At 48.6% G+C, this 12529-nt stretch carries 11 protein-coding genes; all 11 read right to left on the bottom strand.

What is annotated here, in order from left to right; translation table 11 throughout:
- Positions 1-38: 38 nt before the first annotated feature.
- The 11 genes from ABCW47_RS11180 to pknB all read right to left on the bottom strand — a co-directional run bounded on the left by ABCW47_RS11180 (position 39) and on the right by pknB (position 12518).
- Positions 39-2069, bottom strand: a complete 2031-nt coding sequence (locus tag ABCW47_RS11180) for a peptidoglycan D,D-transpeptidase FtsI family protein (protein WP_343209999.1) — start codon at positions 2067-2069, stop codon at positions 39-41.
- Positions 2062-2709 carry an FtsB/FtsL family cell division protein gene (locus ABCW47_RS11175; RefSeq protein WP_343209998.1) on the bottom strand — a complete coding sequence of 216 codons (648 nt, stop codon included), beginning with the start codon at positions 2707-2709 and terminating at the stop codon, positions 2062-2064. The genes ABCW47_RS11180 and ABCW47_RS11175 overlap by 8 nt, the downstream gene beginning before the upstream one ends.
- Positions 2710-2909: 200 nt before the next feature.
- Entirely contained in the window at positions 2910-3872 is a 963-nt protein-coding gene (gene rsmH / locus ABCW47_RS11170; RefSeq protein WP_343209997.1) for a 16S rRNA (cytosine(1402)-N(4))-methyltransferase RsmH, read from the bottom strand.
- 21 nt (positions 3873-3893) lie between these two features.
- Entirely contained in the window at positions 3894-4322 is a 429-nt protein-coding gene (gene mraZ, locus ABCW47_RS11165; protein WP_343210066.1) for a division/cell wall cluster transcriptional repressor MraZ, read from the bottom strand.
- A gap of 378 nt (positions 4323-4700) precedes the next feature.
- Positions 4701-5867 (bottom strand): Mbeg1-like protein, encoded by a 1167-nt coding sequence (locus ABCW47_RS11160; RefSeq protein ID WP_343209996.1) that lies wholly within the window; start codon positions 5865-5867, stop codon positions 4701-4703.
- Between the two features lie 157 nt (positions 5868-6024).
- A complete protein-coding gene (gene lgt / locus ABCW47_RS11155; protein ID WP_343209995.1) occupies positions 6025-6903 on the bottom strand; it encodes a prolipoprotein diacylglyceryl transferase in 879 nt (292 codons plus the stop codon).
- 85 nt (positions 6904-6988) lie between these two features.
- Complete coding sequence (ychF, locus tag ABCW47_RS11150) at positions 6989-8086, bottom strand: redox-regulated ATPase YchF (RefSeq protein ID WP_343209994.1); 1098 nt, start codon at positions 8084-8086, stop codon at positions 6989-6991.
- 49 nt (positions 8087-8135) lie between these two features.
- Entirely contained in the window at positions 8136-8807 is a 672-nt protein-coding gene (locus ABCW47_RS11145; RefSeq protein WP_343209993.1) for a thiamine diphosphokinase, read from the bottom strand.
- Complete coding sequence (rpe, locus tag ABCW47_RS11140; RefSeq protein WP_343209992.1) at positions 8804-9454, bottom strand: ribulose-phosphate 3-epimerase; 651 nt, start codon at positions 9452-9454, stop codon at positions 8804-8806. Before rpe ends, ABCW47_RS11145 begins: the two co-directional genes overlap by 4 nt.
- Before the next feature lie 20 nt (positions 9455-9474).
- Positions 9475-10356, bottom strand: coding sequence for a ribosome small subunit-dependent GTPase A (gene rsgA / locus ABCW47_RS11135; RefSeq protein ID WP_343209991.1), 882 nt, complete (start codon positions 10354-10356; stop codon positions 9475-9477).
- Positions 10356-12518, bottom strand: coding sequence for a Stk1 family PASTA domain-containing Ser/Thr kinase (gene pknB, locus ABCW47_RS11130; protein WP_343209990.1), 2163 nt, complete (start codon positions 12516-12518; stop codon positions 10356-10358). The genes rsgA and pknB overlap by 1 nt, the downstream gene beginning before the upstream one ends.
- Between the last annotated feature and the right edge of the window lie 11 nt (positions 12519-12529).

Raw genomic sequence — 12529 nt, 5'->3', positions numbered from 1 at the left:
ATATCTTATCCTTTTATTTTATTAATCCGTTACTCCTTTTATTCCTGTCCCGGATCATCTTGTCCATCCGGGTCTTCTCCCTGATCTAACAGACCAGTCCCCACATCCGGTGCGTCGTCAAAAATTCCTCCGCCCAGCTCATCGGTTCCGGAAGGCAGATCTTTTTTCGGCTCTTTCTTCTTTTTGGTACCATCTTCCTTCTTTGTGTCGTTTTCTTTCGTGTCAGTCTTTTCCGGCTCCTTGCTGGAATAAACACCCAGAAACGGGAGCGTTTCTTCCATGATGTCCTTTGCCACCTCGATTGCATAGGCGCTGTTGGCCTGCTTTGCAACATCCGGTTCATCTATAATCACATATATGGCAACCTGGGGATTTTCCACCGGGGAAAATCCAATAAAAGAAACCAGGTATTTTTCGTTGCCACGGGGAAATTTCTCTGCAGTTCCGGTTTTCCCTCCGATCTCAAACCCTTCAATCTGAGCCTTTACCGCGGTTCCTTTCGTAACAGCCAGTTTCATCTCTGAACGCAGTTCCCTGCTGGTCTGGGGGCTGACCGTCCGTTTCACCAGAAGGGGTTCGATATCCTCCACTACCGCTCCGTTGGAGTTTACAACCTGGCTCACAATATGAGGCTCATAGTATTCCCCGTCGTTGATCAGCGAACAGAACGCGCTCATCAGCTGTATCATGGTTACGGTCTGCCCCTGACCGAAGCTGGCAGTGGCAAGCTCCTGGGCATTTAACCCCGACTCGTTAAAGGTGATACCGCTGGATTCACCTGGCAGATCAATGCCGGTTTTATAACCAAAGTTAAAAAGTCTCGTATATTTATAGAAGCTGGCCCGCCCCAGCCGTTCCCCGATCTGCATCAGGGCCGGATTACAGGAGTAGGCGATGCTCTCCGGTACGTTGATCGTTCCATGCCCTTCTTTATGGGCGCAGCCGATTTTCTTGCCCGCCACCTCATAATAGCCGGGGCAGTAATAGGTCTTGTTTGGGGTTATCTTCGACTCCTCGTAGGCTGCCGCAACCGTAAATGGCTTGAATGTAGAGCCCGGTTCATAGGCATCGCTGACACAGAAATTTCTCCAGAGCTTGCTCAGAGCATCTACCTGCTCTTCCTCGCTCATTTTTTTCAGCTTCTTTTTTGAGTAATACGGTGTAAGGTCTCTCGGGTTATTTAGATCATAAAATGGATAGCCGGCCATGGCATAGACTTCCCCGTTATTGGGATTCATCATAATGCAGCCGATATTTTTACAGCCTACTTCCTCCACAAATTTTGTCAGCCGTTTCTGTACGATCGACTGTACATTTGCGTCAATCGTGGTCACCAGGCTGTTGCCATCCGTGGGATTCTGAACCGTTCTCTGAAGATTCATCTCGGAATCATAATAGCCGTAGGATCTGCCGTTAACGCCGTTTAGCTCGTCATTATAATACTCTTCCAGGCCCCAGTTCCCTTCATTGTCCGTGTAGGTAAAGCCCAAAACGCCGCAGGCCACATCATTTAACGGATATCTTCTGTCATAGGCCAGCTCAAACCATACGCCTTGAATATCATTCTGCTTTTTTTCTTCCTTCAGCGCTTCCTTATGGGCCTCTACATAATCGTCATAGGCTTTCTTTTCATCATCCTCCAGTTTCTTCCGGAGCACCACATACTGGGAATTCGGTTTCTCCGCCAGTATCTGGTTGAGTTCTTCCTCGGTAACGTCAAAGTTCTGTGTCAGCGCCTGAATGGTGGGCTCCCTGTATTCATCTTTGGACAGGATCGTCTTGGGCTCAATGATCAGATTATAGACCCGGATGCTGGTTGCCAAAACTGTACCGTTCCGGTCCGTAATGCTTCCTCTCTTATAGGGAATAGCCGAACTTACATAGGTCTGCTGGGAGAGCACCCTTTTTTTATATCTTTCTCCATTTCGCCTGTTCACCATCGTGACGGCGGCCATAACTGCCAGAAACATGATAAAAATAACGGCAAAAACGAGAAGCAGGCTGCTTCTCATTTTCGTTGTAAATAACTTTTTTCTTTTTGTCTGTGTATTCCTTCTGCTGTTATTCATGTGAACTCCAATTCTTAATTCCGCCAATGACTGTATCCAAAATATTCTCAGACTCCGTCTCCGGAATCTCCCCGTATTGTTTTACAAAATCACTCTTGGTACTCTCATATGCAATCACACGGTTTCGGCTGGCATGTACCATGCCCAGTTCCTCTGTTGCTACCTTGTAGATATGAGACAGATCAATATTGGCATTGATCTTGGTAAGCTCTGCTGAATTATCTGTTTTTAAATCTCTGATTTCATTCTGCAGCGTTACCACATTGCGGCTCATCTGAGTCACGTCCGTGCGGACTGTCAGAAAGCTGACAAGCATATATACCGTAATTACCGATGCCAGAGTGAGAAACAGCACAGAAACCACATCCAGGTTTCTGGCCATCGCCTTTTCCCGTTTCAGCCTGCTTCTCCGGCTTCTTTCTTCCTCATTGACCGGGTCCTGTATCTGCGGCCGTTCCGGTCTTACATAGTCCGGAAGCGGGACGACCTCCAGGTTTCTGGCGGCATTTCCCTGCGTATACGTATGGGAATGCGTATAATGATTGCCGGAATAGCTGCCGCGGTACTGGCTGGTGTTGTATGAGCGCCCGGTATTCAATTGTCTTTGTCTGGTGTATGAATATCTATTCTGCTGCGACATTTGATTTTCGTCCTTCCTGCCTGTGAACTCATCCCGGGACCTCCTAAAAAATGGTTCAAAAAACTACAGATAGACGATTCTCTTCTATCCACCATTTCGTTCTATTCGGTTCCTGCATCTTTTGTAACCTGGTCGTTATTATGCTTTGGCAGACGGATCTTCCCGCCCGCTTTGTGTTTTAAGTGTTTCTGTATATCGTTCTATTTTTCTCCGGATTCCGGAGTATTTACCCTGCGTTCAAATACTCTCAGCTTTGCGCTTTTGGATCTGGGATTATCTTCCAGCTCCTGCTCCGATGGCAAAATCGCTTTTCTGGTAATTACCCGGCCGGCCGATACTTTATTGCATACGCACACCGGAAAATTCGGCGGGCAGGTACAGGGATTTTCATTTCTGCGGAAACTGGATTTCACAATCCGGTCCTCCAGAGAATGAAATGTGATAATGCAGATTCTTCCCCTGTCTCTCAGCCGTGCGATCATTCCATCCAACGATTGTTCCAGAACTTCCAGTTCTCTGTTCAGCTCGATCCGGATGGCCTGAAAGGTCTGTTTGGCCGGATGGCCTTTTCCCTCTCTGACTCTGGCCGGAATCGCTCCCTTTATAATCTGTGCCAGCTCCATCGTGGTTTCCACCGGTTTCTCGCTCCGGGCCCTCACAATATGCTTGGCAATGTTTTTGGCAAACTTGTCCTCCCCGTAATCCCGTATCATCCGGTACAGCTCCATCTCGGTGTATCCGTTCACGATATCTCTGGCGGTCTGTTCCTGCCGGTCGTCCATCCGCATATCCAGCGGCGCATCCTCCCGATAGGAAAATCCCCGTTCGGCTGTATCCAGCTGGTAGGAAGAAACGCCCAGATCCAGCAGAATTCCGTCAACCTGTCCGATACCGAGCTCATTAAGAACCTGCTCCATATTACAGTAGTTATTCCTGACGACAACTGCCCTTGTTCCAAATTCCCGCAGACGTTCCTCTGCTGCCCTGACCGCATCCGCATCCTGGTCAATCCCGATCAGTCTGCCCCGCTCCGACAGCTGTCTGCATATCTCATAGGAATGTCCGGCTCCGCCCAGGGTCCCGTCCACATAAATACCATCCGGTTTTATACACAGCTGGCTAATCGTCTCCTGCAATAAAACCGACTTATGCGAAAAGCACATTTTTCTACCACGCCTTTCCGTTTAAAACCCTAAACCATATTCCGACATCCGCTCGGCAATTTCGTCCATATTGTCATAGGTATTGTTGGCAAGCCAACGTTCCTTGCTCCAGATTTCTATCTTGTTCATGACGCCTACAAAAACCACATCTTTCTCCAGCTTTCCGGCATCCCGAAGCTTGGAAGGGATCAGTACCCTTCCCTGCTTGTCTATCTCACAGGAAATTGCATTGGAAAAGAAGTATCTCTGCATCTGCCTGACTTCCTTATTTCCCGGCAGAGCCAGCATTTCCTTCATAAATTTCTCCCAGTCCTCCTGGGGATAAACGAACAGACATCCATCCAGGCCTACGGTGATCACAAATTCCTCTCCAAGGGCATCACGAAACTTAGCCGGCATAATTACCCGGCCTTTTGAATCAATCGTATGATTAAATTCACCCATGAACATTGTTATCACCTGCTCTTCCCATCTATACGTGCTGCATAGCCCACACGTATCTACGGTGTGCTCTTATGTATCTTCTGCCATCGATACTGCATCTTTGGCTGTTACTAAGGCAAGTGGACGGTGTGATAAACTCACTTTGAACCATAACAAACCATTTTCCTCCACTTCCCTCCCCTTATGGATCAATAATATATTACTTTTGGGAATTAATCAAGGAGTATTTTATGGGTAAAAATGGCAGAAATAGCCCCTAATTGCGGGCTTTGGCAACAAAAAACACAAGATATCGTTGGCGGGTATCCTTCACCAACTATTTCTTGTGTTTCATGGGTTCGTAATATTTTGTTAATTTTATGTTCGATTTTTTGGCCCGGGGAACTAAATTTCCTCCACTTCCCTCCCCAGGTCCTTTTTTGCCTTATCCACGAGCTGCTTTTCTTCCGCTCTGGTCAAATCCGCCAGGCTTCCCTTCGCAGCTTCCAGAAAGGCTTCCAGAACATTCCTCATCTCTTTCCGGGTGGGTTCATCCAGCTTATTGACTGCCAGAAGCATCCTGGGCAGAGCCTGGGTCCAGTTTTCTCTCAGTTCCTTAAGTGTGGCCGCCCCGGAAGCACTCAGAATCTCATAGAGGGCATCAATAAATTTCTTTCTGCTCTCCGGTGTCAGGGAACAGATCCAGTCCTTCAGCGTATGATCCAGAAGGCGGCTCTCCAGCGTAACCGATTTCAGCGTGACAAAATGATTTCCGGAAACCTCCCAGGAAAAAGGATCGTGCTGAAGCAGCCCGATCTGCCGGCTTTTCACAACGGTATAACTGCCTTCCTGTTCCAGCAGCATCCCTACCACAGAAGATTGAGGCACATATGTATAGATCCGGTCAAGCACAGCCTGGTACTGATCTTCTGCAATCACACCGGAAGGGAATCCCGGTCCGTCGTGATTAAACACTCCGGTCAGCCTGTTCCTGACTTCTTCCCCGGCAAATGCGGCGCTGTAGACAGCCAGATTGCCGCCCTTGGAGTGGCCTCCCACCCACAGCCGCCCGTCCGGATATTTTTCCGATATTACGCTCAGATAATCTGCCGCCTCTTCCTGTGCCGGAACCGGCGACATAAATGACATGTTCAGGTCTTCCTTCCATCCCACAATCGTATTGTCAGTTCCCCGGTATGCCGCATACCGGTCCCGGTCTCCAATACGGAATGTCATGGCTGCAAACTGCTTCTCTTCCTCCGGATCAAAGCTGCTCTGATAGTCTGTAACTACAGCCGCCCCGAACCGCTGGCTCTTTCCCATGGAAAGAAGCAGTTCCTTTTCTTCCCCGTGAAGCCCGCTGTAATAATTCCGTGTACTGCTGCCAGGCTCTGCGCCAGAAAAGTCCCCGGCAATCTTTGCTATCGTTATTTCCCTCCGGTCCGTATCCGGCAGCTTTTCCAGCTTAAAATAAGCAAACTTGCTGAGTATTAAACTATCAACCGGATTGAACGGCATCTGGTCAAACGGCAGATGGCCCATTTTTTTCACATAGTCCGTGATATTGTCCACGTTGTTCCCCCTTATACTAGTTTACTGAGCAACAAACGACAGTACGCTTCGCGAGACTGTCTTATTGCAGCAAACGACAGCACGCTTTGCGAGACTGTCTTACTGCAAACAAACGGCCGCTGCATATTCCTGCCCGCAGCGGCCTTCTATCTCTGTGTTACTGAACCGGCGCCTGCCGGTTTGATTTCTTTTTTATCCGGTTGTAAATCAGTACCCCGGTCGCTGCCAGAAACAGTACGATGGATACAATCTGGGAAACCGGCACCGTCGTCCCCCAGAACAGCAGCTGATCCGTTCGCAGCCCCTCGATCCATGCTCTCCCCAGTCCATATCCGGCAAGATACATCAGGAAAATTTCTCCGTCGTACTTCTTGTACTTGGTATAAATCAGAAGCAGCGCCAGAACCATCAGGTTCCACAGGAATTCATATAAAAAGGTAGGGTGAACGGAAATAAATTCAATGCCGTCCACGATTACCGTATGATCCAGCATCTTCTGAGTCACATCGCTGGCGGCTACATCTGCTCTGGGAAGCAGCATGCGCATAAAACTGTTTGTGTAGTCTCCGAAGGCCTCCCGGTTCATAAAATTCCCCCAGCGTCCGAACGCCTGGCCTGCGATCAGGCCCACACAGCAGGTGTCAACCAGCAGCGGGAAGGACCATTTCTTCTTTTTACAGTAGATATAGGCCGTCAGTACTCCAGCAATCACCCCGCCGTAGATGGCAAGCCCTCCGGTCCGTATATTAAATATATCCAGCAGGTTGTTCTGAAAATAATCCCATGCAAAAATAACATAGTAAATTCTGGCTCCTATCACGGAAAAAATAATAGCATAGATCGCAAAATCCAGATATTTATCTTTCCCCTGTCCGGTCCTTCTGGACTGCCACTCCACCAGCAGATAGCCGATCACCATGCCCAGAGTAAGAATCACGCCGTAGTATGCAATTTTAAATCCAAAGACCGTAAAACCGTCCCCCAAATTACTAAAAGTTATTCCCAGCCCAGGAAACCGAATGGAAGAATCTGTCATCGTCCTTCCTCCTTTTATTTTATTCTGTCCGCACGAGAACATTCCTGTCTATGGACAGCAGCATTTATTTTCTCATCACGAAAACTTACACATTGAAGCGGAACAGAACCACATCTCCGTCCTGTACCACATATTCCTTGCCCTCGGAGCGCACCAGTCCTTTTTCTTTCGCACTGTTTAAGCTTCCGCACTCAATCAGGTTGTCATAGCTTACCACCTCTGCCCTGATAAATCCTCTCTCAAAGTCAGAATGGATCTTGCCGGCCGCCTGCGGAGCCTTTGTTCCCCGCTTGATGGTCCAGGCTCTGGACTCCTGCGGCCCCGCGGTGAGATAACTGATCAGCCCAAGCAGGGAATAGCTGGCCCGGATCAGCTTTTCCAGACCTGACTCTTTTAAGCCCAGGTCTTCCAGAAACATTTTCTTTTCTTCCTCGTCTAACTCTGCAATCTCCTGCTCAATCTGGGCGCAGATTACAAATACCTCACAGCCGTTTTCCTTCGCAAATTCTCTGACCCGGTTTACATACTCGTTGGAGGCTCCGTCATCCGCCAGATCATCCTCCACCACATTCGCCGCAAAAATAACCGGTTTCCCTGTTAAAAGGTTGTATTCTTTCAGCCAGTTTAATTCATCCTCATCCTCTGTCTCGAATGTGATCGCCATTTTACCGTCTTCCAGGTATGCCTTCAGCCGTTCTAACAGATTCAGTTCCTTGGCCATCGCCTTATCGTTTTTGGCCGCTCTGGCTACCCGGCTGATCCTTCTCTCCAGAATTTCAATATCGGAGAAAATCAGTTCCAGATTGATTGTCTCAATATCCCTCAGAGGATCAATAGAGCCATCCACATGAATAATATTACTGTCCTCAAAGCAGCGGACTACATGTACAATTGCATCTACTTCCCGGATATTGGATAAAAACTGATTGCCCAGACCTTCCCCTTTTGACGCGCCCTTTACCAGCCCGGCAATATCCACAAATTCTATGGTTGCAGGAACCGTCTTGGCAGAGTCATGCATTTTCGTCAGAACGGTCAGCCGTTCATCGGGAACCGGAACAATCCCCACATTGGGATCGATGGTGCAAAACGGATAATTGGCCGATTCCGCTCCGGCCTTGGTCAGTGAGTTAAACAGTGTACTTTTTCCAACATTCGGCAAGCCGACAATTCCAAGCTTCATTTTTAATATTTCCTCCTAGTAACCAGCGAACTTCGCTTTTTCTCTTCTCTTATTCTCCATCCCTGGCTTCAATAACCAGAAGAATCCCCGATTCAAATGAAATACGTCCCTCTTCTTCTGCAATCTCATTGCTGATGCCAAGAGAGCTCCCGTATTCATAATCCCGGTCTGTCAGATCGTAGGAAAAACCTCTAAGGGTTACCCCTTTTACAATACCTCCGAAGGGCAGCAGAGATACATAGCTTCCATACTGTTCTTCCCGCCTTATCGTCAAACCTTCCCGGACTAAATAAATCTTGTTGTACTCGTCCAGAAGGAAAGCCTGCATCCCTGCATCCAATGTCTTTTTCAGCAGAGAAATATTACCCAGCAGATGATCGGTCCGGGAGCCGGTTGCTCCCAAAATAACCAGTTCCGACAGCCCCATCTCAGCAGCCAGATCGATGGCTATCTCCGTATCGGTGGCATCCTTGACCGGATTGTACTCCTGGATGATGGTGGACAATTCCCCGCAGGAAACCTTCCTTCTGAAACGATCCAGCAGTTCCGGATCTACAGAGTCAAAATCTCCCAGAAGATAATCGACCGCCAGTCCAATTTCCTCCACGGTTTCCAGAGCTCCGTCCACACAGAATATTTTATCAAACTGCTCCGTTTTAAGATAGGATTCCAGAAAGTGACGATTCAGTCTCCCGCCGGTCAGGATCAGACCCCTGCTCATCTTAACTGTTCCCGCAGAGTCTTCATATTGTCTGCAATATCGCCCTTAAATACCGCAGTACCCGCTACAAATACATCCGCCCCCGCTTCCTGAAGCTTTCGGATCGTCGTTTTATCTACTCCACCGTCCACTTCGATTTCAATATTTAAGTTTTTCTCCTGAATCCGCTTTTTCAGAGCCTGTATTTTCCCATAGCAGGCCGGAATCAGCTTCTGACCCCCAAAACCAGGGTTAACCGTCATGATCAGAACCAGATCCAGATCCTCCAGCACATAGTCCAGCACGTCCAAAGGCGTTGCCGGATTCAGGGCCACGCCAGCTTTCAGCCCCATGGATTTGATTACACCAATGGTACGGTGCAGATGTCTGCAGGCCTCCGCATGAACGGTTATCAGATCGGCCCCCGCCTCTTTTACCGCCTCAAGCAGGGCATCCGGATTTTCCACCATCATATGCACATCAAATACCAGGCTGCTGCCTCCGCGGATTGCCTTTATAATGGGCATACCAAAAGAAATATTCGGCACAAACTGCCCGTCCATCATATCCAGATGGAGATATTCTGCTCCGGCCGCTTCCACAGAGGCTACTGATTCTCCCAGCGCGGCAAAATCCGCCGCCAGTATTGAGGGTGATATTTTTGACATAATTGTTACATCCTTTCCCGTTATCTGTACTTCTTCTCCTGTTTCAGATTATCATAGATTAATTTATAGTTGGCGTACCGGCTGGCGCTGATCTCCCCGGTTTCCACCGCGCATTTCACGCCGCAAACCGGTTCGTTTATGTGAACGCAGCCCTGAAAGCGGCACTGTTCCTCATAGGGAATAAACTCCGGATAGTACTCCTTTAGTTCATCCGCCTCCATATCCTTTACAAAAAAAGAACTAAAGCCAGGCGTATCGAAAATATATCCGCCCTCTTCCAGAGAGAACAGCTCCGAATGCCTGGTCGTATGTTTTCCCCGCTGTATTTTCTCGCTGATTGAACCGGTTTCCATCGCGGCTTTCGGCACCAGAAGATTGATCAGCGTGGATTTTCCCACACCGGACGGCCCGGCAAGTACGGTTGTCTTGTCCCTGAGAAATTCCTTTATCCCCGTTATTCCGCAGGCATTCAGAGCGCTCAGCGAACAGACCTTAGCCCCGCAGTCCCTGTAAATCTCTTCCAGGCTGCCGGTTTTGCCGGACGCAGCCAGATCCATCTTATTAAAACAGATCCTCGTTTCAATCTGCGCTTTTCTCATCATAACCAGAAAATTGTCCAGCAGATTTAGGTTGGGTTCAGGGGAGACGGCGGCAAAGACCACCAGAGCCTGATCCACATTTGCCACATTCGGCCGTATTAAATCATTCTTACGTGGAAGGATGGTGGTAATATTACCCACCATCCCTTCCTCGTTTAATTCTTCAATTATCACATTATCCCCCACCAGGGGTTTCACTTTCTGATTCCGGAATATGCCTTTCGCCTTGCATTCATACACGCCCCTTCCGGGGACATGAACGTAGTAGAAACCGGCGATTCCCTTCATTATCTTACCCTGCATTAAGCCTCCTGCTTCACAAAGTCCACTTTCTTCTTGATCAGCAGGTCACCGTCCAGATAAATCTCCACCGTTCCGGTTCCCTCCTGAAATCCCTGAATCACAAGACCATTTAAAGTAGGCTCAAAGTCCTCGTAGGTCAGTACACTCTCATAGACAGTCTCCGTCTGTCCGCCCTGGGTTACGATGACGGAAATGGTTCCCTCTTCCTCCTCGCTCTGGAACGGATTGTCAGCGGCACTGACAGAAATACTTCCCACATAAATATAGGTTGTTTCAGGTCCCTTGCTCAACACATAGCTGATCTTAGTGCCCTCTTCCACCTTTGTGTTGCGCTCCGTCCCCTGGGAGATTACTCTTCCCTTCTCCACATCGGCAGAAAACTCTTCCGTCACCTTCCCGGGCTCCAGCTTGGCGTCCTTAAGAGCCTTGTTGGCCTCCGACTTTGTCATATTCTTAAGATCCGGCACCAATGTCTCCTCGGTCTCTTTTCCCTTGCTCACCGTGACGGTCACATCTTTTCCCTTCTCAATGGATGTACCCTCGGAAGGGCTGACGGAGATCACCTTGCCAGCTTCCACATTATCGTCAAACACTTCGTTTTTCTTCGGATTTAATCCCAGTTCTGTCAGCTGGGAAGCAACCTGATCGTAGGTAAGTCCGGCCAGCCCCATCGGGATATCGACTTCCTCCGCACCGGAGCTTACGTATACCTGAATGGTATCCCCCTTCTTAACCTGCTCGTTGAATCCAGGCTCCGTCCGGATCACCCGGCCTTCCTCCATCTCGGAGGATGCCTCCTCATTGGGGCTGAATATCAGTCCCAGATCTTCCAGTGTTTTTCTGGCGTCATCTTCTGTTGCACCTACCACATTCGGCAGAGCAAACGGCGTTTCTTCCGGTTCGTCCTGGTTATCCTGCTCATCACCCGGTGTGTCCGGGCCTTCTACGCCTGGATCGCCATTCGGATCGTCATTTTTATCCTTGCCGAAATTAAAGATTCCGATTGTCTTTCCTACCAAAAATATAATAATCAATACCAGAATGACAACTGCCGCGATACCGCCGGCCACCATAAATTTCTCAAGCTTCGGATCGATATCACCGTCGTCGTCCAGATCGTCATTTTTCTTTTTCTTGCTGCGGGCCGGCTCCGGCTTCTCCTGAACCGGTTTCCTTCTTCGTTCCCGTTCATCCTCGCTGTTCCTTCTGGATTCTTCATAGGAAGAACGCACGGACATACCGTCCCCCGACGCGCTTTTAATACGGTTTAATTCTTCCTCTGAAATTACCAGTGTGGGAGAATCCGAATTAATCATCGGCGGTACGGACACAAAATCATCCTCCGGGTTACGGATTGCATATTTTAAATCTGCAATTAAGTCGGCAGCGTTTAAATATCTGCGCTCCGGCTTCTTCTGCATACACTTCTGTACTATTTTATCAATACTGACCGGTATGGACGGGTCAATCTGGCTTATCGCTTCCGGCTCCTCCTGTATATGCTGCAGGGCAACAGAAACTGTGCTCTCGCCCACAAACGGCACCTTTCCGGAAAGCATCTCATAGAGAGTTACACCCAGAGAATAAATGTCGCTCTTCTCATCGCTGTAGCCGCCTCTGGCCTGCTCCGGAGAAATGTAGTGTACAGAGCCCACCGCGTTGGAGGTTATCGTATTGGAAGAAACAGCCTTCGCGATACCAAAATCGGTCACTTTGGCAAGACCGTCCTTAGACAGTATGATATTCTGCGGCTTGATATCTCTGTGTATAATATGGTTGGCATGGGCCACTTCCAGGCCCTGGGCAATCTGAATCGCAATACCCACAGCCTCTTTTACTCCCAGTCTGCCCTTTGCCGCAATAAACTCTTTCAGGGTAATCCCTTCAATGAGTTCCATTACAATATAATACAGGCCTTCGTCTTCCCCCACATCATAGACATTGACGATATTAGGGTGGGACAGGCCCGCCGCTGCCTGGGCTTCTGCTCGGAATTTTACAACAAAAGTCTTATCGCTGCTGAATTCATTTTTTAAAACCTTCACTGCGACAAAACGGTTCAGACGGTGGTCTTTTGCCTTGTAGACATCAGCCATTCCGCCGGAGCCGACTTTCTCAATAATCTCATATCTATTATTTATAAACATTCCAGGTTGTATCATATTCTCACCTC

Source organism: Anaerolentibacter hominis, from assembly GCF_032380675.1.
Lineage (GTDB): Bacteria > Bacillota > Clostridia > Lachnospirales > Lachnospiraceae > Anaerolentibacter > Anaerolentibacter hominis.
Note: the sequence above shows the minus strand (reverse complement) of the source record. Positions and strands in the feature narration are given on the sequence as shown.

Bases quoted from the DNA above. Each gene is read 5' to 3' on its own strand.
- ABCW47_RS11180 (WP_343209999.1), bottom strand. From the start codon at position 2,069: ATGAATAACAGCAGAAGGAATACACAGACAAAAAGAAAAAAGTTATTT.
- ABCW47_RS11175 (WP_343209998.1), bottom strand. From the start codon at position 2,709: ATGTCGCAGCAGAATAGATATTCATACACCAGACAAAGACAATTGAAT.
- rsmH (WP_343209997.1), bottom strand. From the start codon at position 3,872: ATGTGCTTTTCGCATAAGTCGGTTTTATTGCAGGAGACGATTAGCCAG.
- mraZ (WP_343210066.1), bottom strand. From the start codon at position 4,322: ATGTTCATGGGTGAATTTAATCATACGATTGATTCAAAAGGCCGGGTA.
- lgt (WP_343209995.1), bottom strand. From the start codon at position 6,903: ATGACAGATTCTTCCATTCGGTTTCCTGGGCTGGGAATAACTTTTAGT.
- ychF (WP_343209994.1), bottom strand. From the start codon at position 8,086: ATGAAGCTTGGAATTGTCGGCTTGCCGAATGTTGGAAAAAGTACACTG.
- ABCW47_RS11145 (WP_343209993.1), bottom strand. From the start codon at position 8,807: ATGAGCAGGGGTCTGATCCTGACCGGCGGGAGACTGAATCGTCACTTT.
- rpe (WP_343209992.1), bottom strand. From the start codon at position 9,454: ATGTCAAAAATATCACCCTCAATACTGGCGGCGGATTTTGCCGCGCTG.
- rsgA (WP_343209991.1), bottom strand. From the start codon at position 10,356: ATGCAGGGTAAGATAATGAAGGGAATCGCCGGTTTCTACTACGTTCAT.
- pknB (WP_343209990.1), bottom strand. From the start codon at position 12,518: ATGATACAACCTGGAATGTTTATAAATAATAGATATGAGATTATTGAG.